This window comes from Allorhizobium sp. NPDC080224, from assembly GCF_050281005.1.
Lineage (GTDB): Bacteria > Pseudomonadota > Alphaproteobacteria > Rhizobiales > Rhizobiaceae > Allorhizobium.
In genome coordinates this window covers 46520-67134 of sequence record NZ_JBNNWJ010000009.1, presented here as the reverse complement: position 1 = coordinate 67134, position 20615 = coordinate 46520, and the positions used below count along the sequence as shown (strand labels likewise).

Annotated in this window: 20 protein-coding genes; 9 read left to right on the top strand and 11 right to left on the bottom strand. The window is 59.6% G+C overall.

The window, feature by feature from the left end; translation table 11 throughout:
• Window positions 1–24 precede the first annotated feature (24 nt).
• The 4 genes from ACQKP1_RS24870 (at window position 25) to ACQKP1_RS24855 (ending at window position 3302) form a co-directional block, all read left to right on the top strand.
• Window positions 25–678 (top strand): RraA family protein, encoded by a 654-nt coding sequence (locus ACQKP1_RS24870; RefSeq protein WP_427277398.1) that lies wholly within the window; start codon window positions 25–27, stop codon window positions 676–678.
• A complete protein-coding gene (locus ACQKP1_RS24865; RefSeq protein ID WP_427277397.1) occupies window positions 675–1535 on the top strand; it encodes a carbon-nitrogen hydrolase family protein in 861 nt (286 codons plus the stop codon). The genes ACQKP1_RS24870 and ACQKP1_RS24865 overlap by 4 nt, the downstream gene beginning before the upstream one ends.
• 232 nt (window positions 1536–1767) lie before the next feature.
• On the top strand, window positions 1768–2124 hold the full coding sequence (locus tag ACQKP1_RS24860) for a VanZ family protein (protein ID WP_427277396.1): 357 nt from the start codon (window positions 1768–1770) through the stop codon (window positions 2122–2124).
• Between the two features lie 281 nt (window positions 2125–2405).
• Window positions 2406–3302 (top strand): DMT family transporter, encoded by an 897-nt coding sequence (locus ACQKP1_RS24855; RefSeq protein WP_427277395.1) that lies wholly within the window; start codon window positions 2406–2408, stop codon window positions 3300–3302.
• A 133-nt stretch (window positions 3303–3435) separates the two neighbouring features.
• Here the strand turns inward: ACQKP1_RS24855 and ACQKP1_RS24850 are convergent, their stop codons facing one another.
• The 6 genes from ACQKP1_RS24850 to ACQKP1_RS24825 all read right to left on the bottom strand — a co-directional run bounded on the left by ACQKP1_RS24850 (window position 3436) and on the right by ACQKP1_RS24825 (window position 9784).
• Window positions 3436–4524, bottom strand: coding sequence for a nucleotidyltransferase family protein (locus ACQKP1_RS24850; RefSeq protein ID WP_427277394.1), 1089 nt, complete (start codon window positions 4522–4524; stop codon window positions 3436–3438).
• 154 nt (window positions 4525–4678) lie between these two features.
• Window positions 4679–5734, bottom strand: coding sequence for an ABC transporter ATP-binding protein (locus tag ACQKP1_RS24845; protein WP_427277393.1), 1056 nt, complete (start codon window positions 5732–5734; stop codon window positions 4679–4681).
• Window positions 5734–6780, bottom strand: a complete 1047-nt coding sequence (locus tag ACQKP1_RS24840; protein WP_427277392.1) for an NAD(P)-dependent alcohol dehydrogenase — start codon at window positions 6778–6780, stop codon at window positions 5734–5736. Before ACQKP1_RS24840 ends, ACQKP1_RS24845 begins: the two co-directional genes overlap by 1 nt.
• A 7-nt stretch (window positions 6781–6787) precedes the next feature.
• Window positions 6788–7606: a carbohydrate ABC transporter permease gene (locus tag ACQKP1_RS24835; protein ID WP_203020812.1), complete on the bottom strand. Its 819-nt coding sequence runs from the start codon at window positions 7604–7606 to the stop codon at window positions 6788–6790.
• Window positions 7603–8466: a carbohydrate ABC transporter permease gene (locus ACQKP1_RS24830; RefSeq protein WP_427277391.1), complete on the bottom strand. Its 864-nt coding sequence runs from the start codon at window positions 8464–8466 to the stop codon at window positions 7603–7605. The genes ACQKP1_RS24835 and ACQKP1_RS24830 overlap by 4 nt, the downstream gene beginning before the upstream one ends.
• 67 nt (window positions 8467–8533) lie before the next feature.
• Window positions 8534–9784 carry an ABC transporter substrate-binding protein gene (locus ACQKP1_RS24825; protein ID WP_427277390.1) on the bottom strand — a complete coding sequence of 417 codons (1251 nt, stop codon included), beginning with the start codon at window positions 9782–9784 and terminating at the stop codon, window positions 8534–8536.
• A 135-nt stretch (window positions 9785–9919) separates the two neighbouring features.
• Here ACQKP1_RS24825 and ACQKP1_RS24820 point away from each other — a divergent pair, with 135 nt between their 5' ends.
• The 3 genes from ACQKP1_RS24820 to ACQKP1_RS24810 all read left to right on the top strand — a co-directional run bounded on the left by ACQKP1_RS24820 (window position 9920) and on the right by ACQKP1_RS24810 (window position 13554).
• On the top strand, window positions 9920–10846 hold the full coding sequence (locus ACQKP1_RS24820) for an AraC family transcriptional regulator (protein ID WP_427277389.1): 927 nt from the start codon (window positions 9920–9922) through the stop codon (window positions 10844–10846).
• A 172-nt stretch (window positions 10847–11018) separates the two neighbouring features.
• Window positions 11019–12116: an ornithine cyclodeaminase gene (locus ACQKP1_RS24815; protein WP_427277388.1), complete on the top strand. Its 1098-nt coding sequence runs from the start codon at window positions 11019–11021 to the stop codon at window positions 12114–12116.
• Between the two features lie 49 nt (window positions 12117–12165).
• Complete coding sequence (locus ACQKP1_RS24810) at window positions 12166–13554, top strand: MmgE/PrpD family protein (protein WP_427277387.1); 1389 nt, start codon at window positions 12166–12168, stop codon at window positions 13552–13554.
• A 123-nt stretch (window positions 13555–13677) separates the two neighbouring features.
• On the opposite strand, the gene ACQKP1_RS24805 is transcribed toward ACQKP1_RS24810, so the two are convergent.
• A complete protein-coding gene (locus ACQKP1_RS24805; RefSeq protein ID WP_427277386.1) occupies window positions 13678–15054 on the bottom strand; it encodes an amidohydrolase family protein in 1377 nt (458 codons plus the stop codon).
• Between the two features lie 5 nt (window positions 15055–15059).
• The gene (locus tag ACQKP1_RS24800) at window positions 15060–15788 is read right to left on the bottom strand and encodes a winged helix-turn-helix transcriptional regulator (RefSeq protein WP_427277385.1); all 729 of its coding nucleotides are present in this window, start codon (window positions 15786–15788) and stop codon (window positions 15060–15062) included.
• Window positions 15789–16053: 265 nt separating this feature from the next.
• Between ACQKP1_RS24800 and ACQKP1_RS24795 the strand changes: the two genes are divergently transcribed.
• The gene (locus ACQKP1_RS24795) at window positions 16054–16842 is read left to right on the top strand and encodes a winged helix-turn-helix domain-containing protein (protein WP_427277384.1); all 789 of its coding nucleotides are present in this window, start codon (window positions 16054–16056) and stop codon (window positions 16840–16842) included.
• Between the two features lie 281 nt (window positions 16843–17123).
• Window positions 17124–17840: an autoinducer binding domain-containing protein gene (locus tag ACQKP1_RS24790; RefSeq protein WP_167539679.1), complete on the top strand. Its 717-nt coding sequence runs from the start codon at window positions 17124–17126 to the stop codon at window positions 17838–17840.
• An 83-nt stretch (window positions 17841–17923) separates the two neighbouring features.
• Here the strand turns inward: ACQKP1_RS24790 and trbI are convergent, their stop codons facing one another.
• The 3 genes from trbI to trbG are packed head-to-tail and all read right to left on the bottom strand — an operon-like array spanning window position 17924 to window position 20575.
• Window positions 17924–19264 carry an IncP-type conjugal transfer protein TrbI gene (gene trbI / locus ACQKP1_RS24785; protein WP_427277383.1) on the bottom strand — a complete coding sequence of 447 codons (1341 nt, stop codon included), beginning with the start codon at window positions 19262–19264 and terminating at the stop codon, window positions 17924–17926.
• Window positions 19261–19749 (bottom strand): hypothetical protein, encoded by a 489-nt coding sequence (locus ACQKP1_RS24780; protein WP_427277382.1) that lies wholly within the window; start codon window positions 19747–19749, stop codon window positions 19261–19263. The genes trbI and ACQKP1_RS24780 overlap by 4 nt, the downstream gene beginning before the upstream one ends.
• A 1-nt stretch (window position 19750) precedes the next feature.
• A complete protein-coding gene (gene trbG / locus ACQKP1_RS24775; RefSeq protein WP_427277381.1) occupies window positions 19751–20575 on the bottom strand; it encodes a P-type conjugative transfer protein TrbG in 825 nt (274 codons plus the stop codon).
• Window positions 20576–20615 lie beyond the last annotated feature (40 nt).

Below are 20615 nucleotides of genomic sequence, written 5' to 3'. Positions count from 1 at the left end.
AGAATGCGAGAGCAGGAGATGACGATGCTGACAGACTACCAGGTGGAACCCAACCAGCCTCCTTTGTCGAAGGCGCTCGTTGACCTGCTCTCGCAGACCGAGACGGCCACGATCGGACATGTCGAACATTTGGGCTTCGTCGGCGATGACATATTGCCAATCATGCCTGGGCGCGTGTCCGGTCAGGCTCTCACCGTCGCTGCGCCCGGTCGAGACGGCGCTGTGATCTACAAAGCCATCGACCTTGTGCAAGCCGGCGACATCCTGGTCATCTCTCGGGTCGACCGGGACGATATCGCCTGTGTCGGTGGTGGCGTTGCCCTTGCTGCGAAAGCGCGTGGGGCCGCAGCCATCATCATCGACGGGCCGGCAACCGATGTCGAGGAGATCGTATCGGTGGGTCTGCCTGTCTGGTGCCGTGGTCGCTCGTCGCGCACCACCAATCGCAAGATTGCCGTCGGCGGCTCGATCAACGTGCCAATCGCCTGCGGGGCTGCCGCCGTGCTTCCAGGCTATGCCGTGCTCGCCGATCACGAAGGTGTCTTCGTCGCCGAGCGGCAACGCATGGAGGCACTCGCCCACTTCGCCATCGAGCGCCAGAAGCGTTCACTACGTTTGCGGGCTCACCTGGCTGACGGCCTTTCCATCTTTGATTTTGAAAGTGATCCAATTTCATGAACATCGCACTCATCCAGATGAACTCGCAGCCGGATCGATCGGCCAATCTCGCCCAGGCTCTGCGTTTGATGCGCGACGCCTGTGCTGGGGCAACGCCCGATCTCCTGGTCTTGCCGGAGCATTTCGACTGGACCGGTGGGACGCCGGGGGAGAAGCGGCAGGCGGCTGATCTGGTGCCCGGCGGTGAGGCCTATGAAATGGTTCGGACCTTTGCCCGCGACGCTGGTGTCGCCATTCATGCCGGCAGCCTGTTGGAGCGTCGTCCCGATGCGAGCACGATTTTCAACACTTCTGTGGTCTTTGATGCGTCAGGAGCGGAGATTGGCCGCTATCGCAAGATCCATCTCTTCGACATCACGGCACCCGATGGCAAAGTCTATGCCGAATCGGCCGTGGTCGCAGCGGGAGATGGGCTACTTGTCTATGAGATTGGTGGGTTCAGGGTCGGTTGTGCGATCTGTTATGACCTGCGCTTCTCTCGGCTGTTTGATCGGCTGGCAGGGTTGGATGTCGATTTGATCATCCTCCCAGCCGCCTTCACGCAGCAGACCGGTAGAGATCACTGGGAGGTCTTGTGCCGAGCCAGGGCGATCGAATTCCAGTGTTACTTCGTGGCTTGTGGCCAGTGTGGCAGCTACCGTGCTCCCAATGGTGAGGAACGGGTGATGTTCGGGCATTCCATGGTGGTCGATCCCTGGGGACGTGTGATTGCAACGTCGGATCGGGAGATCGGCGTGATCAATGCCGTGCTCGACCGGGCAGTGGTCGACAAGGTGCGTGGGATGATCCCGATGGCCGAGCATCGGCGCGATCTCTGGTCGATGTCGGTCGTGTCTACTTCGGTGGATCGATCGTAGGCCGTCAGGTTGAGGCGGACAGGGGCAGATTCGAATTAGATATTCGAGCTTGTCGTTGCGTCTCGGGCGATGCCACGCCGGATGCAGCATCGCTGCCCGGCATCGGCGGAGGTTGATCGAGCCGAAATGCCGTGCGAGCGTAGGTCAGCCTTATCCATAGCCGTACTGTATGGGTAGCTTTCATCGGCGCCTGTTTCCTTGCGGCCTGCACCCTTGTTGCTATCATGGATTGATGACCATTCGCAGATTCGTTCGTTTTGCCGCCTGGACGGGGTTGGCCCTCATCGTCTTCGTCACGTTGGTACCGATTGAGGCGAGACCACCCACCATCACCTCGAACAATCTCGATCGTGCACTCTCTTTTCTCGGGATGTCGGCATTGTTTGTCATCGCCTATCCGCGCCGGGTCCTTTCCATAACCGTCGTGCTTTTCTTCGCCGCGTTCGTGATCGAGCTGGTTCAGTTTGCCTCCAAGACGCGACACCCTGAGTTTCAAGATGCCGTGGTCAAGGCGCTCGGTGTGCTTGTCGGGGTCGCTGCCGGCTGGTTCACCAACTACCTGTCGCGCAGGGGTGCGAAGTCGCTTTAGTCTGGCAGCGTGAAGCGGGGCGGACAATTGTCACTGTTGAGCCCAGCATGATATCCGGGGACCAAGCGAACCGGATCAGGTGAGAGATTGGCTTGATATCGACACGGTCACCCTTCGAACACCCGCCGAAACCGTTTGGTTGGAGCCTTGCTTGTGGATGCGCGTTTTTCGTTGTCGCACTCTCTCGTTACGGCTCCTATCCACCTCCTGCACCCTTTGATGCTCATACCAACGCGCGATTTCAGCTTGCGCATGGCAACCATCGACGCGAAGGATAAAGAGTGAGCATAGTTTCTGAGAATCCCCCTTTTGGCATTGCCTTGCGGATCTTGTCCGGTTGTCTCTTTGCCGGCATGTCGATCTGCATAAAGGCGATATCGACCGAGGTACCCGTCGGAGAAATCGTCTTCTTTCGCTCTGCGTTTGCACTGATCCCGCTTGTGATCTTTCTCTGGATCCGCGGTGAGTTTCCGCATGGTCTCTCGACCAAGCGACCCTTGGGACATCTTCTTCGCTCAAGCCTGGGTGCCGCCGCGATGTTTGCGTCATTCGCTTCGATTGCGAGACTACCCCTCGCGGAAGCAACGCTGCTCAGCTACCTGTCGCCGACATTCACCAGCATCGCGGGCGTTCTCCTGTTGTCGGAACGGGTGACGGTCTGGCGCGTCGGCGGTGTCGTTTTAGGGCTCGCAGGCGTTCTCATCCTGGTCTGGCCTGAGATGGGAAACACGAGTTTCAGCAGCGATCGGCTATGGGGCTATGTCTTTGGACTGCTGATGGGTGTGCTTACTGCCTTTGCGCTGATCATGGTGCGCAGCCTCAGCCGGACAGAGAGCCCGGGCGCAATCGCCTTCTACTTCGTCATCGCCTCCATGCTCGGCGGTATTGCAACCATTCCTTTTGGATGGATGGCGCCGGACATGTATCAGCTCATCATGCTTGTTCTTGCGGGGCTGTTCGGAGGATTTGCGCATATCGCCATGACATTGGCGTTTAGGCACGCGGAAGCTTCGTTGCTCGCGCCTTTCGAGTATCTTGCAATCACCTGGCCGATACTCGCCGACATGCTCTTGTTCGATGTGGCTTTGTCCCACGCTTTTCTGAGCGCGCTTCCGCTTGTTCTCGGCGGTGCGGCGATGGCCGCAGTCGACGGCCGGCGGCGACGTGTTCCAACTTGATGGATACGCCCGGCCGAAATGCCTGCCGATCGACAAAGTGGACCGGTCCTCAAGGCGATCTTCTTCAAAGCCGAAGGTGAGCGCGCAAGGCTTTGCTTGTGCGGCTTGCGAACAGAAATGGCAGCCAAACTTCCTAAAAGGGAAGCTCGACGGTTTCACGGATCTTCTTAGCCCCCTCGATGAGGATCGACTTGAGCCGCTCTGCGTCCTGTGCCGGTAGCATGCCCGCCCCGGTTCGAATGGCGTCTTGCCATGCGGAGCCACGCTCCCAAGCTTCATTGTAGACGAGCGCCAGTTCGGCAGATTGCCGGGTCTGCAGCAGGGCGTCGAAGAGAAGACCAGCTTGACGAATGTCCTTGTTGCGTTTCACCAGGCCTTGTCCGTCAGTGTGCCTTCGGCTGGCGACGATGAGCTTATGGACCGCATACCGGGACGGATCAGGGACAACGACCGGGACCCCGCTCCGGTGTAGCAGCATTGTCCTGACCGGATCCCGGATAAGGAAGTCGAGAAAACGTAAGGGATCCGCGCTGGCGCCACCGAGGGCCGGCATCTTTGCCGGCTGGTCGATATAGTCGTCCGAACCGCGGTTAGACGTCAGGAACTCAACCCGGTACCCCCCGGCGTTTTGGAACGCCGTCGAAGCAGCAGATCCTGATCGACGGGGAACTGGTCGGAAGCTGGGGTCCACGCCCTGTAGTAGCTCGACGATCGGAGGCAGGCTATCTGCTACTTCCTGACTGATGGCGAAGTCTTGAGCAATATCTGCGTCTCCAGTTAATATCGCCGCCATGGGCAGACGCATGCCCAGCAGCCCTGAATAGCACTGAAAGGCCACCGTCCCGATAAGCACGCCTCTGAGCCGAAAAAGGCCACCCTCGGCAAGGGCCTCGACTATGTCACCGGACATGGCATCGGGGGCGATCATTCCGCCCTCACGCGTCAAGGTGTTGACCAAGCGTCTGCGTGCTCGCAAATCGTCCTTGTCTCGCGTATGATCTGCTACCCGCTGAGATATATCGGGGTCATCGGCCGGACCGACATATCGACGTTTCGTGCCACCATGACCGTCTGGGATGTCGAAGTACCAGTATTTGCGCCCCTTGATGTTCGCCGGGGTAAACCGGCCCGTTGAAGGAAAATCGGCCGTCCACGCGGCGTCAAGCGAACGCTGGCCCAGCTCCGCAAGCATCGTTTGGTACATGAGGTCTATCGACTTCAAGGCCTTACCCCACAAGTTATACTGTTTTTCAAAAACAGTATAACTTGTGCTTGGAGCAGGTCAAGTTGCCTGCAGTGGTGGTGCTTCAGAACGCGACAGCAATCGCATCGAAACGGCAGTGGCGAGGCTGATCCTCTGCCCCGTTCCCAAAGGTTCAGCCTCGACCGAGACGATGTCCCGTTGCGGGATCAAAGAGGTGAAGGTCGTCGGAAGCGACATCAAAACCGAGCACCTCGCCTTCTGTGACACGTAGTGAGGCCGGCACGGATACAGAGAGTTCGTTTGTCCCTATGCTGAGCGTCAAGAGCCGCGTTTCGCCGTGAAACTCATTGCGCTCGATCCGGCCCCTGATCGCACCTTGGTCCGTGCTCAGACGAAGTGCCCCGGGTCTGATGCCGACGGTGACCGGGCCCGGCTTGACCGGAAAAGGTGTTGGCAGGGCGATATGGCTGTCCACAAGATCCTCGCCCGCCTTGTCGAGCGTCAGGAAGTTCATGTTCGGCGTGCCGATGAACCCGGCCGCAAACACAGTGGCCGGCTTCTGGTAGATTTCTTCCGGCGTTCCCATCTGTTCGATCCTGCCGTCCTTCATCAGGACGATCCGGTCGGCAAGCGTCATCGCCTCAAGCTGATCATGGGTGACATAGATGCTGGTCGTCTTCAGATCGCGGTGCAGCCTGGCGATCTCGACGCGCAGGCTGCCGCGCAGTTTCGCATCGAGATTGGAGAGCGGCTCGTCGAACAAAAAGACTTCGGGCGTCTTGATCATGGCGCGCGCGATCGCCACCCGCTGTTGCTGGCCGCCTGACAGTTCCGTCGGCTTGCGGGTGAGGTAAATGCCAAGACCGAGTGCCTCGACCACCGGTGCCAAGCGCTCCTCGATGGCACCCTTAGGCGTGCCTGCCCGCTCGAGCCCGAAGGTGATGTTCTCACGCACGCTCATATGGGGATAAAGCGCATAGTTCTGGAAGACCATGGCAATGCCGCGGTCGCCCGGATCGCGATCATTCATCCGCGCGCCACCGATGAAGAGATCACCGCCGGAGATGTCTTCGAGGCCGGCAATCATGCGCAGCATGGTGGACTTCCCGCAGCCGGATGGACCGAGGAAGACGACGAATTCATGGTCATCAATCTTCAGATCGAAGTCGCGCATGACTTCCAGCGCGCCATAGACTTTGCGGATAGCCCGGCATTCGACAGTGGCCATCACTTGCCCTCCCTGTCCACGATGATCTGCAACTTCACATCTTCCGGCCGGCCTTCTGCTGCACGCTCAAAGGCCTGGATCGACTGCTCGAACCCATAGGTGCCGGATACCAGGGGCTTGAGATCCACCTTGCCGGCGGCGATCAATGCCAGCGCCCGGTCAAAGACATTGGCGTAGCGGAACACGGTCTCGATGCGGCATTCGCGAAAGCAGGCGGCTGCAAGATCGACGGCGACCGGTTCGGGCGGCAAGCCGACCAGCACCACCGTGCCGCCCGGTCGAACCAGTCTGAACAGGTCTTTGATGGCGCCAGCCGCGCCCGAGCATTCAAAGACGATGTCCGCACCCCAGCCGTCCGTTTCCTTGTTGACGGTTTCGACGAGGTCGACCTGCGTGAGGTTGACCCCGGTGATGCCCCCATAACTTTCGGCAAGCTTCAGCTTGGTTTCAGAAAGATCCGAAATCAGCACGCGCGAGCAGCCACCGGCGAGAGCCGCAAGCGCCACCATGATGCCGATCGTGCCGCAGCCGGTCACCACGGCCGTGTCGCCCGGCGTAATCTTTGCGCGCGCTGCTGCCTGCATACCGACGGCGAAAGGCTCGACCATTGCACCTTCAGCAAAGGAAACATTGTCGGGCAGCTTGTAGGTGAAACTAGCCGGATGCACGGTCTCCGGGCAGAGCACGCCATGCACTGGCGGTGTCGCCCAGAAGGTGACGGCGGGATCGACATTGTAGAGGCCGAGGCGCGAGGCGCGCGACATTGGGTCGGGGATGCCGGGCTCCATGCAAACGCGGTCGCCAGGCTTCAGATGGCTGACATTGGTGCCGACTTCCGTGACGGTCCCAGCCGCCTCATGGCCGAGCACCATGGGCTCGTTGACGATGAAATCACCGATGCGGCCATGGGTGTAGTAATGGACATCGCTGCCGCAGACGCCAACGGTGTGGATGCGAATGCGGACATCGTCCGGGCCCATCTCCTGGGGTAGATCGATGTCGCGCAGTGAGAGTTCGCCGACACGCTCGAGGACAAGTGCTTTCATGGGATTATCAACCTTGATCGGATTTCTTGGAAAATGCGGCATTGAGGCCACCGGCCAGCACCCCGAGCAGGATCAGGGGTGGCAGGGACAAAAGGACGACGGCAGCGTTCAAGATGCCCCAGGGCACGTTCATGCCGAGCTGCGACATCTCCGAGGCGATGATCGGCAAGGTCTTGGCCTTTGAGGTCGTGAGCATCATCGCGAGCAGGAACTCATTCCAAACGAGCACGAAGGAAAAGGCGATGGCGCCGAAGACCTGGAAGCGCGCAATGGGCAGCGCGATGCGGAAGAAGGTGGCGTAAGGACCCAGGCCATCGACGCGGGCGGCCTCTTCCACATGCAGGCTGACCCGTTCAAACGCCGGCACCGATAGCCAGATGGTGATCGAGGCCGTCACGATCAGATAGGTCACGATCAGCGACAGGCGGGTATCGTAGAGATCGAGCCCGAGCCAGATGACCAGCATCGGAATGGCAATCGCAACCGGCGGCAGGAAGCGCAGCGACAGGACGAAGAACTGCGCTTCCGCGGTGATCCGGTTCTTGAAGCGGGCGATGACATAGGCTGCGGGAACGCCGATCACGGCGCCGAGCACGACCGCACTCGAGCAGATGATCAGCGAATTGACGAGGGCACGGGCGACTGATCGGCGGTTGAGCACATAAGCCATATTGTCCCAGACCGGCTGAAAGAACAGCTTCGGCGTCGAGACCAGGAGGTCGGCATTGGTCTTGAAGGCGTTGAGCAAGGTCCACAGAAGCGGCAGCACGACGAGCGCTGCGGCCAGAACCAGAAGCAGCCTGAGCAGAAGGGTCGAGAACTTCATCGGTTCAGCCTCTTCCAGGTAAAGGTGAAGGTGACGATGGTCAGCACCATCATGATGACGGCCATGGAGGACGCGTAGGAGATCTTGCCGGCTTCGATGAAGCCTTGCGAATAGGCATACATGTCGAGCGTCTCGGTGGAGATGCCGGGGCCGCCACGGGTCATCACATAGACGAGGTCAAAGGAACGCAGGCTCTCGATCGCCTTGACGAGAAGCAGGCTGATCAATGGCGCTTTCAGCATGGGTAGCGTGACGAAGCGATGGATCTCGAAACGGGTTGCCCGATCGATGCGCGCCGCCTCCAAAGGCTGCGGCGGCAGGGATTCCAGGAGCTTCAGGATGATCACGGCAAAGAACAGGCCCCACTGCCAGACATCGACAAAGGCAACAGCCAGAAGCGCACCGAGCGGCGTCGACAGGATATCCGGCGTGACGCCGGTGATCTCGCGCACCGGCCATGTCAGTGCGCCGTAAAGCGGGTGGAAGGCGAACTTCCAGACGAAGGCTGCGCAAACACGCGGCAGGAGAACGGGAATGATGAAGAGCACGCAAAGGACGTTGCGCGCCCTAGGGCTTGCCGCCTCGAACATGGCAATACCGAGAGCGAGCCCTGTCACCATGGTCGCGGTGACGCTGATGATCTCCCATTTGAATGACACCCAGAGTGCATTCAAGAAGCGGGCATCGGAAAAGAGAGCCAGATAATTGGTGAACCAGACATAGTCTGCCTCAGGTGCCGAAAGGGTCCGGTTCTGAAGCGATATGTTGATCGCGTAGATCGTCGGCACGAGGGCCAAGATGATCAGGATGCCCAGAGTCGGGCCCAAGAAGACATAAGGCAGCGAGCGGCCGCGGCGCATGGCAGATCCTTTGATGGAAAAAAGGGGCGCGCCAGAAGACGCGCCCGAGTTGGCTGCTTGGGGGGCCTCAAAGTTTGGCGGCGAAGGCTTCCAGTTCGTCAAGCGTCGCCTTGATATCGGTGCGGCTGCCGGTGATCAGCTCTTCGAGCATGATGCCCCACTGATTGCCCAGCTCCTGCCAGCGCGGATCCTGCCAGAATGTGACGGTGGTCTTCTCACCGGTCGCAGCCATTGCGTCGGCGAGGTTCTGACCAAAGGTCGTCGCATATTCCGGGCTCTGATAGGTGCTGGTGCGCGTCAACTCGCCCGGCTGGCCGGCGGCGAGGCGACGGGCCTCCTGTTCCTTGGAGGTTGCCCAGGCAACGAAAAGACCAGCGCAGGCCTTTTCCTCGTCCGTGGCATTGGCCTTGGAGGCGATTGCAAAACCATGGGCGTAACCACCACCCGGCAGCGGCGACGGCGGAACCGAGAAGGCGACCTTGTCTGCGACCTGGCTCTGCGCCTTGTCGACAGACATGCCGCCAAGCGGCGCGGATTCGATGATGATCGCGACCTTGCCGGAGCGGAAGGCGCCGGTCGATTCATCCCAGGAGCCGGTCTGCGTGCCTGGAGCCGAATATTTGAAGAGTTCCAGATAGGTCTCGGTCGCCTTCACGGCAGCATCCGAGTTGAAGGCTGGCTTGCCGTCCTTGAACCACTCGCCACCATTGGCCTTGAAGAAGGGCATCCAGCGCCAGACATTGGCGCCCGAGCCGCGCTGGCCACGAAGTGCCGTGCCATAGACGCCATTTGCCGGATCATGCAGCTTCTGGACGGCTGCGAAATATTCGTCCCAGGTCTTGGGCGGCTCGATGCCTGCCTTTTCGAGAAGATCGGTGCGATAGACCATCAGGTCGCCACCACCCTGAACCGGCGCAAACCACTGTTTGCCGTCATAGGTGGCTGCCGCCCGCATGCCGGCGTCGAAGTCGTTGTAGTCGTATTCTTCCGGGTAGAAGCCATCAAGCGGCACGATCCAGCCGGAGGAGGCAAACAGCGCGAGATTGGCTTCGTCGACATAATAGACGTCGAAGCTGCCAACGGTTGATGCGTCGGCTTGCGACTTGGCGCGGCGATCGTTTTCGTTGAGATAGCTGATCTCGAAGCCGGCACCGGAAAGCTCCTCGAACTCGTCGACATAGTCTTCGAGAAGCGTCAGACCGTCGCGGGGCTGCGCCAGGATGCGGACGTCATTCGTGCATTGTGCGGCGGCAAAAGCGTTCGAGGCGGCAAGTAGGGCGATGACCGCGCAGCCTGCGCGGAGAGCATTCAGTGTCATGATTTCCTCCCTTGATGGCAACTCCCTTGCCATCGACGGGGGCACTTTTGCCGAAGAGGACGGTGCGAACTAGTTGGACTTCGACGCAGAACTGATATTATTTTGACATTTGTGCAGCACACCATGGACGCTTGCATGCCTATTGCACCAGATTTTCCGCAGTCACCCTCCGAGACATTCACCGCCACGCGCGAGCAGATCGTGCTCCCCGGTGGCGCGTCCTATCTCATCCGCCGCGACGATTACCCCAATCCGATCTGCATCTGGAATTATCATCCCGAATGGGAGATCCACTTCATTCCAGACGCCAGTGGCTTTGCCTATGTCGGCGACTATATCGGCCCCTTTCGGCCTGGACATCTGATGCTGACCGGCACCAATCTGCCGCATAACTGGATTACCCCCGGTGCTCCGCCGCTCCCCGGTCGCGACATGGTCCTGCAGTTTGATGCCGATGCCTTGATTGGCGTGCGGGCCGTCTGTCCCGAATTCGACGTCCTCCACCGGCTCAAACCGCTTGCGCAGCGTGGGATAGAAATTCTGGGCAAGGAAGCCAGTTTGATTGGCCACATGATCCTTGAGCTCCATGCGGTCGGCCACCGGGGCGGCCATCGGGGTGGATTGGGCCTCTTCCTCGAGATCCTGGAGGCAATCGATGCAGCGCCTGAAAAGCGGCTGCTGGCCAGCGAGCACTTCATCGCCACCTATAATCAGGTGTCGGATCGCCGACATCGGCGCATTGATCAGGCCATCCAGATCCTGCAATCGGATCCAGGCGCGCAAATGCATGAGGTCGCGCAACAGGTTGGTTTTGAGCCTTCGGCTTTCTCGCGCGCGTTTAGACGTCTGACCGGCATGAACTTCTCCGATTACAGCCGTTCCGTACGGGTGTGGCGCGCCAGAACACTCTTGGGTGAATCGGATAGGCCGATTACCGACATCTGCTTTGAGGCCGGCTTCAACAATCTGTCGAACTTCAATCGCACCTTCCGCTTCGAGACGGGACTGACGCCGCGGGCCTATCGCAAGGCTGCACGGATCAGGGCGAAGTCGCTGGTCTGACGGTCACGCCACAGGGACGTCGCCTGCTTTGACGCCGTCGTCTCGAAGCCGACTTCGGCGGTCTTGTCTGATGTGCCCAATTCTTCGCCAAGACTTCGCCTCTGGACGGTGTCGGCTCCGCTATCATTCCCCCTGCAACGCTGAAGGGAAGTTCTGAGGGAGGATCAGGCAGATGGCAGGCAAAGACACAGGTTTCTCCCTGGCTCAATCGATGAGCTCCACAGTGCATCGGCGTGAGCCGGTCCTTCTTGATGAAAGCAGCATTGCTTCGAGCGGCTCGATGCTATCGGTGGCGGAAGTGCACGAGGCGCTCGAACAGGCCTGGAACGACATTCGCACGGGCCGGGCGCTGGGGGCCAAGTCGGTGCTGTCGCTTCCCGAAGACGAATTCTGGCGCGAGACCGGGCATCAGGCCCGCAGGGGCGAGTTTTCCGGTGAGCGGCTCGGCTGGAAGCTGTCCTGCCTTTACGGAGCCAATTCGCATTTTGCCGGCGTGAAAGTGATCGGCGCCAATGCCTTCAATCGTCTTCTGGGTCTTCCGCGCTCCAGATCGACCTATATCCTGATGGAGAAGTTCTCCATGCAGCCGCTCGCGATCATTGATGCGACGTCGCTGTCAGCCGCCCGCACCGGCGCCTACGCCTCGCAGGTGCTGCGACTTTGCGCGATCGAGCATGATCGACTTTGTGTCTTCTTGTTCGGCGCGGGGCCAATCGCACGCGCCATCTTGGCCTCGCTGGCTGACCGTGCTGCAACCCGCATCGCCCGGGTCTATGTGAGAGCGCGCAGGTTTGAAGGCGCAAAGGCGCTGCAAGCGTCACTGTCCATGACACTGCCGTTCGAACTCGTCGCCGTAAACGACAATGATTTTCTCGCTGAAGCCGACTTCGTCATCACTGCCACCAATTCCGATCGTCCGGTCTTTCATGATCACGAGCTCAGGCGCGATACCAGCCTTCTGCATCTGGGCGGCGACGAGGTCCCCGTCGAGACCTTGCGCCGGATCCTGCGCCAGGGCCAGGTGGGGTGCGATGATCTGGCGACCGTCTCGAAGCGAAATTCGCAGAGCCTTGCCTTGCAGTTCTCTCGGGCTGGCTCCTCGCTTGAAGCGCTCGGACCTCATCTTGGCATTCTGGAACTGTCGAAGACATCGAACTGGCATCTTCAGCCAGGTGTGCCGCTGTCTGTCACCTGTGTCGGTCTGCCAGTGCTCGATCTCTATGTGGTGGCTGCAATGTTTCAGAAATACCTGACGCGGACGGCGGACTGAACGCCGGCAACCGACTAGCTAAGCTTGGACTGAGGAGCAAGGGATCATCATGCCATTTCTGACGCATCGTCTGGCTCGTCATGCGCTGGAAATCGATGCTGGGTGCCTACCCGACGAGGTGAGGAAGGTGGCGCTCGGTTGCGTGCTCGATCTTTTGACCGCAGCACTTGCCGGTATGCGATCGCCAGCGCCTGCGGCAGCACTTGGCGTATCCGAATGGCTTTACGGCTCCGGTCCTGTCCCGGCCTGGTTCACCGGACAGAGATTGTCGCTGCTGTCTGCCCTGCTTCATAATGCGCTTTGTGCGTCTGCGCTTGATCTTGATGATGGCAACCGGGCGGCCCGCGGTCATCCCGGTGCAAGCGTCATTCCGACGGTGCTGACCCTCGCCTCGACCATGCCGCAGAGCCGTGGCGATGAGATCCTTTCGGCCATCATTGCGGGTTACGATGTCGGCGTCAGGATTGCGGCAGCCCAGAAAACAGAGGCAATCCTGACGCGTCAGACCGGACGATGGGCGGCCTTTGCTTCTGCCGCTGCGGCTGGACGGCTCTTGAAAGCAACGCCGGAGCATCTGGCGCAGGCTCTGGCGATTGCAGGTGTGACCGCGCCGAACCAGCGGGCGAACGGCAGTTCCGGCTATTCGCGCATGACCGGCAACCTGGTGAAAGAAGGTATCGCCTTCAGCGCGCAGCTTGGTCTGCAGGCCGTGTTCCTGGCGGGAGCCGGGTTCACCGGCCCGGTCGACCTGCTTGATCACCAGCGCTTCTATGATCGAGCCCGTATTCTCGATCGCCTGGGGAGCCGGTTTGAGATTCTCGATACATACTTCAAGCCCTATGCGTGTTGTCGCTACATCCATCCAGCCCTGGACGCCTATGCCGCATTGCGCCGTGATCATGGGTTTATGGTGGCTGATATCGATCACGTCGAGGTGGAAACCTTCGGCTTTGCCTTGAGACTTGCCAATAGTCCGGACCCGGAAAACCTGACGGCCTTGCAATATAGCCTGCCCTATTGTCTGGCAGTGCTCGCAATCCTCGGAGAAGAGGCGCTCACACCAATTGGGCCCGACCTTCTGGCCCGGTCGGAACTGTCGGCCTTTGCCTCGAAGGTCAAGCTGAGCGTGAACGCAGAAGCGGAAGCGCAGTTTCCGATGAAGACCACTGCGATGCTCACGGTTGCCCTGAGGTCCGGGGCGCGGCTTGTTTCCAAACTGACAGCTGCGCGTGGCGACCCATCCGAGTCCATGGATTTTGAAGCGCTTGCTGCAAAATTCCGGCAGGTGTCGCGCGGAGTGTTCTCGCAGGTCGAACAGGACAGAATAATCAACTCGGTCGTTTCGCTGAGCGAGGGCGATGCTGATGAGCTCATGCAACAGCTGGGTCAGAAAATCACGGCGAGCCTCGATCCTGGTAAGGGCTCGTCTGAGACCTGACGCGCCAATCGAACAGTAGAACCCAGCCGTTTCGGCCAAACTGGTTCAAGACCCGCGTCGAAAGGCAGCGCCTATACGGATTCGGCGGATCGAGTATCGCAGCGACAGTTGGCCCTGCGCTTCTTATGCAGACAGAAGCGCGCCGTTCCAGACACGTGCCTGGCCGGCGATGAAGACATGCCTGATCCTGGAGATGTTGTGGGCTTCGGTCATGACGAGATCAGCCCTCTTGCCGACCGCTAGAAGGCCCCGATCGTCAAAGATCTCTGGAAAGACCCGCGCGACATTACCGGTTGCCAGCGCTACCGCTTCTGTAAGGCTCCTCCTGTTGACGCGTGTCATCCTGTGCAGAGCGGAAGGGATTGTGTCCCAGTCTCCGCCGGCAAAGTCGGTTGAAATCGTGTCCACCAGTCCAGCCTCGACGAGCGCATCAAACGTCTCCGGACCGTTTCGGAAGCGTGTCTCGACCACGTCAAGCGTCGATATGTCGATGGTCGCACCAAGATCTTTCAGACGAACGGCGTAGTCGACCGCTTCATCGGTAAGAAAGGAAGGATGATTGGCATGGGCTGCAATCATGCGGAGTGCGGGGTACCGTTGCTTGAGGAGAAGAAGCGTTTCCGCCGTCGGTGCCGCGTGGTGGAAGATCGCAGGAAGATTGTGTCTGACTGCGGCATCTGCAACTTCCTTAAGCCCAACAAGCGCGTGTTCGACGGGTGCCAGAACGTACCGTTCAAGCAGGCCTCTCAATTCCAGCGTCGAGATCTTGTCTGCAATTGTCGCCTCGACAAGAAGCTCTTTGACGGTGCGTTCGCTTGCCGTTGCACGACCGTCCAGCCTGCGCCCGAGCACCGCTTCCTTCATGCGTCGAGCCATCTGAACGCTAATCCGCAGACCGGTATACTCCTCGATAGCATCGGGAATGAAGCGGTAGTCCTGGGCACCGCCTCCCAATGTTTGGCCACCACCGGCCTCTCCCAGCACTCGACAGCCTCCAAGAACGAGATCATCGATGCGCGAATGTCGATGTCGTGGCGTAAGCCCGCGCCCATCAATCTCGTCTGCCGCCAGGATCGAATGTGGCGTATGGGCGCTTGTCATATGGATGTCCATGGGATGGGCACCCAATTCTCCGTCACGTTCCTCCGTCATGGCGAGGCCGCAGACATTGATGAGTGAAGTCGTGCCGGAGAGAAGATGCCGATTGCGCTGCCAGCTGACCTGTGCCGGGGACAGCGGTGGCGAGCCGCTCGGCATGGATGGGCCGGCAATGGTCGCATGCGCGTGCCCGTTGATGAAGCCGGGCAGCATCATTAGGCCTTCGGTCGAAATGACCGTCTCTCCCTCGGCGGCGTCGGCCATGCCTTCAGAGAGTTGTGCGATGACGCCTGCACGAACCCGGATTGAACCGGTCTCAAGCATGGTTCGCCCGTCGCCGGTGATGAGGCTGCCGCCGCGAAACAGAACCCGGTTGTTGGCCTGCTGATTGCCGTTCATCATGAGATTCACTCCTTTGGGCCTTCGGGCGCGCTTGCATCAAGTGCATAGCCGCTTCCCCTGACGGTGCGGATCAGGTCCTTGGCACCACCTGTCATCAGACGCCGTCGCAAGCGGCCGATATGGATGGTGACCGTGCGAGGTTCGACATAGATGCCCCTTGGCCAGGCCCCAGCAATCAAGGCCTGGCGGGAGTGAACAGACATCGGATCTTTGGCGAGGATCACCAGCAGTTCGAATTCGATGCGTGTCAGAGGGACCTCCCTGCCCCCACGCCACACACGCCGTGCCCGCAGATCAATCTCGACATCGCGGTGGACGATGACCGGCTCATTCCCGAGGTTCGACTGCCTCGTTTGCCGCCTGACGGCATCCAGGATTGCTCTCGGTTCGGCCGGGCGCATCAGCGCGTCATCCATGCCGGCGCACAGGAAGTCGGGATAGCTGGAGCTTAAGTCCTGACCGATGAGCCCGACAATGCGACAGTCCAGGGAGGCCCTGATTTCCCGCACCGACCGGCAAAGTGACAGTGCACCCTCGAGGTCGCAATCGATCAACACAAGCACCGCCTGTTGCTCGACAATCTTGCGCAACGCACTGTCTTTCGTTGTGGCAAGCTCGACCGTCAGACCATCGCCTTCCAACAGGTGCCGGAGAAAGACAGCAAGCTCCCCTGCGGCCGAGCCTATGACAACCAGAGGTGCGTCATGGAGCGCTGTGTCATTTCGCTCTTGCATGAACAGGCCTCTATCCCTGTTGATTTGCGCCATCAGCATGGCACTGCAGGCGCGGTTGTTCAAATGCTAAGTGCGCGCAAGTTATGTAGAATTGTTGCGGATTTGGGTGCGATCCACCCTAGCAGATTTGTCACTTGGCAAGCCTCGTCAAAAAAGTCCCAATAAGGACTGCGCGCCGAAGTTGAAGGTGCTCGATCGATAATCTGCATCTGCGCGTCATTTGTTCGATTGCTGAACGCGCGGTGAAAGCAGAAGGGGCGACGATATGGGAAAACCGAGATCCTCGATGCCGTCCGGCGTCGATACCGGACTTGCGGATCGGCGAGCCGAGCTTCTCGTGTTGTTGCGCAGGAGCGAGAGGAGCAAGCGGATCATCAACGCTCTGCAAGCTGATTATCTCGTCAAACGCGTCTCAAGCACGTCAGCACTGCGTGCGACGCTTTCCGTCCAAGGGAGCGATCTCCTGCTTGTCGACAGCCTTGCACAGGGACAGGAGGACATGGCGCAATTCTGTCGCAGCATTCGTCTCACCAGCTCCGTTGCCATCATCGCCTTGATCGACACGGAAGATCCCGAGGCGCGTATTGAGGTGCTGGAAGCAGGTGCCGACGAATGCTTCCCAAAAACCTTGTCGATCCGCGAGATCAAGGTGCGCCTCTCAGGCCTTGTGCGGCGGATGCGCTTGAGTCCTGCGGCAGGTTCGTTCAGCGGTGTCTTGCGATTTTCTGGCTGGTCTATCGACCCCCGTCGCAGACTTGTCACGGATCCTGGTGGTCAGACCGTTGATCTGACGACCGCTGAATTCGACCTGTTATGGGCCTTTTGCCGCAATGGCGGCAAGCCACTGTCACGACATCAGCTCTTGGGCTTCACCCGTGCCGGCGCAGCAGGCCCGCTGGAACGCAGCATTGATGTTCATGTCAGTCGACTGCGGCGCAAGATCGAGTTCAACCCGCGCCGCCCGATCATGCTTCGGACAGTCCGGCTTGGCGGCTATATCTTCACGCCGCGCGTTGAGGGCTTGACCGATCAATCCGACAGGTCCGACGGTTGACCTTGTTGCGCCTGTCATCGTCGAGCCAAACAGACGGGAACCTGGCCGCCCGGTCGGGCTGCAATTGTGGCCAATGTTAATTTTTGTTTCTTTTATCTCGCCAAAGTTGCGCGGCGGGATCCGCCATTTATAACTCATCATTATAATTGTTTTGTGTAACACACTAATTGCCGGTCCGTTTTCTGCCGGACGCCATCATCTAGGTCCAGTTCGATCCGCATTGCGTCAGACGTCGAGGTGACGTCTGGCATCCCATGTTCATTGCCAACGAGGATCCAAGCATGAGCAAGAGACATCATTTTGATCCCCTGATCGAGGCCATCACCACCGCGCGCGATCCAAATGCACTGGGCGAGGCTCTGGAAAGCTTCGCCCAGGCTCAAGGGTTTCAGCATTTTGCCTATCTACGCCTCGACGGTAGTCGCTGGAGGGCCGTGTCAAACTACTCGGAAGAGTGGCAAGACCGCTACTATGTGCAGGATTTCAGCCGGATCGATCCGATCGTCAAAGCCGCCAAACAGGGGGCCCATCCCTTCTGCTGGTCGCTTCACGACGCAATACTCAACCGGGAAAGCAAAGACGTGATCGCCTTTCGCGACGAGGCGATCGCCCATGGGATTGTTGCAGGACTTTCAATCCCGATCCGTGTCGGCTTTGGCCATAAGGCCGTGTTGACCTTCGCATCCTCCGATACTGCATGCCTGAAGGATGCCGTGCGGATGGACATCATCGAGGCTGCTGCGGCAGCGGCCATGCTGCATTTTGCATTCTCGTTGCGCAGAAAGCGGTGGTCCAGCGGTTCGGCCTCCAAGCTGACGCCTTTCGAGACCACGTGTCTCAGCTGGGTCGCCGAAGGCAAGACCATGCAGGATGTGGCTGACCTCTTGGAAGAGAAATACTCACGGGTTCGGGGATCGGTCGACAAGGCAAGAGGCAAGCTTGATGCCGTGACGCTGCAGCAGGCGACTGCGGTTGCGGCCCGGCTGATGCTGATCTGAAGGGCTGCCGGTTCTGACTTGCTGTTGGATGTCGGCAAACTTCCTCATCCAGCTTGACGGGCAGGTCCAAATTCGCAAGGCAGTCAGCCTCTGACGCGTTCAAGGCTTTGCCCGCCAAACACCAGATCGCGATCAACCAGGATGTTGAACCGATAGCCGGGCCTGATCGTCAGCGTGGGCTGAACATCGATGTTCTTCGAGATGGTCCGCTCCGCCAGGCGGCCGAAGGTCTCGCTGAAGCTTCGCCTTGCCGCATCCGACGGATCGCTCGATCCCATGCCTTGCCCGTCTGGGAGTGCAAGATCCATCCCCGTTCCGATGATCGCAATCAATGCGGCTGAGCCGAAGCTTTGCCACAGATGCCGGTCCACCTTGTCCTTGAAACCCGCCTGCCCCGCCTGGTCGACCCCGGCCATGGCGCCGATGGAAAGGCTTTGGCCATTGGCAAGGACAATATCCGTCCAGACCACCAGGACGCGCGACTGGCCAAATGAGACCTTTGAGTCATATCGACCGACCAGTCTCGATCCCTGTGGAATGAGCAAATGCTGGCCGGTCGCACTGTCGAACACATTCTGGCTCACCTGGGCAAGGATCCGCCCCGGGAGATCGGCATTGATACCGGTGAGCAGTACCGCAGGAATGACAGAGCCACGGCTCAATGTCAGCGGTGAGACCGAATCGGCCATCAACCCCCCATTTGGCAGCGTGTCGACGCCTGCATTGATAAAGGCTTGTTTCTCCCGCTGGCCGTTCTGGTCACTTTGACCGGAGCCCGACATTCCAAGCGCCTCGGCGGCTGCGATCAGTCGGGCGTTCAGCCCTTCGTTGCCTGCGCTCGCGCCTCGACCATTCGCGGTCAAGTCTTGCGAAGACACGGCTGCGACAGCGGCCGTATCGATCCGCATTGGGGAAGCGCGTGCACCATCTGCACGCTGCAGTCGCGCCATTGTCTGACGGTGGCGCTCATTGAGGATCTGTTCCTCATGCTCACGTTGAAGTCTCTCTCGCCATTGGTCCGGCTCAGGCCGCGGCCTTGACACCGTTGGCGCCGTGGGCGCTTTCGGTTCGGCTTGAAGCGGTCGATCAAGCGTGGGTACTGCCATCACACGAGGCGCCTCCATGGGCGGCTGTGCTGCTAGGGGCTGGGGATTTTCGCCGATGACGCCATCGCCGACCCCGCGTTTGAGGTTTTCTGGGAAAGTCGATGCCGGTCCCCGATCATCGATCGTCACCTCTCCGGAACCTTTCCGCCACAATCCGCGGGATGATAGGCCGAATATGACGGTCGCCAGAACCAGGACCACAAGGACAAGCGCGAAAACGAGCGGAAGACGATTGAGCCGCCTGATGCGGCCCTGCTGGCTCCCCTGCCCCCCGCTCACGATATGGGGGGCCCCGAGGATCTGATGTCCGCTCGTCATGATGAGGGTCCTCCCGTACCGATCGTCTCCACCAGAAGCGGGCCTGCAGGCGTGACTTGAGCGTTTGCAGGGGAGCTGCTTGCAAAGCTTGGGTCAGAAGCTATTGTCTTTCGGTAGATCTTGGAGAGACGGTGGCTTGGAGTTGAAAGTCGAACCAGGAGGTCACCATCCACCTCCATACTCCAGATCTGAAGCTCGATCGCATCGGCCTTCGCTTCGCGGTCGCTTTTGATCGTGTAACCATGTCCAATCAGAGACTGCGCGAGGGCATCCGATAAGGGTGCCGTCTGGTCGGGATTGAACGCCAGAACGGAACTTTTCGCGAGGAAGGGGCTGACATCCGTCGACAGGTCAGCGGCAATCGAGGTTGCGATCACGGGGTCCTGCAGCGCTGTGTTTTGACCTTCACCGCCGGGCGCCCCACTGGTGGACTGGCAGCCGCTCAAGAGCTGGGCGATCAGGGCGAGTGTTGCTGGCTTGTTCATCTCATCCACCCCGCGTGATCGTGATTTTTTTCTGACGCCAGCCGACACCGGAGATCAGAACAGCCTTTTCAACGTCATGATCGATGATCATCAGGTCCTTGTTCACCCGGTAGTTCACCAGCTGTCTCTGGCCGTCGGACAGGAGGAAAAGAACCGGCATTTCCTGGCCGGAAACACGGGAGGGAAACTGGATAAAGGTCTTCTGGCCATCAAAATAGACCCGCTTAGGACGCCAGCTTGCATGGCCTGAGATCTGGAAGCCGAAATCGAGACGTGACGGTGAGGGGCTGCGCCCGGTATTCTCAATTCGGGCATTGACCGCCGACAGATTGGTCGAAAGCGGGTTTGGATAGGAAAAGCCGACGCGTGCCATGTACTGGCTTTCATGCGATCTCAGCCGGATGTGATAGGTTCGTCTCGACGTCGTCACGATCATCGAGGTTTGCAGTCCAGCTTCCGTCGGACGGACGATCAGATGGATCGTCTCACCTCGCCCGCCACCAGAGCTTGCGGCCTCAACACTCCATCGCACACTGTCACCGAGAAGCACGTCCTTCACGCTCTCTTGCGGCTCGAGCTCAATGTCGCAGACCTGCAAGGGAGCGCAGATGACTGACGGCTGTGCCTCGCCATAGAGGAATACCACCTTGCCGTCTGCGCCGCGCGTGACGATGCCCGTGCCCTTTTGCCATTCCGCCGACTGCCGGCTTGCTTTGAGCTCGGCTGCGGTCATCTCCTCGGAAAGGCTGGGCTTTGTGAGGCCCATGGTCAATATGAGAACGCCTGGGAGGACGCTTTTGGCATACCACATGATCCTGCAGGTCATGGTCTTTCTCCTTTATGCAGTGGGGAGCGTGGCGAAAGCC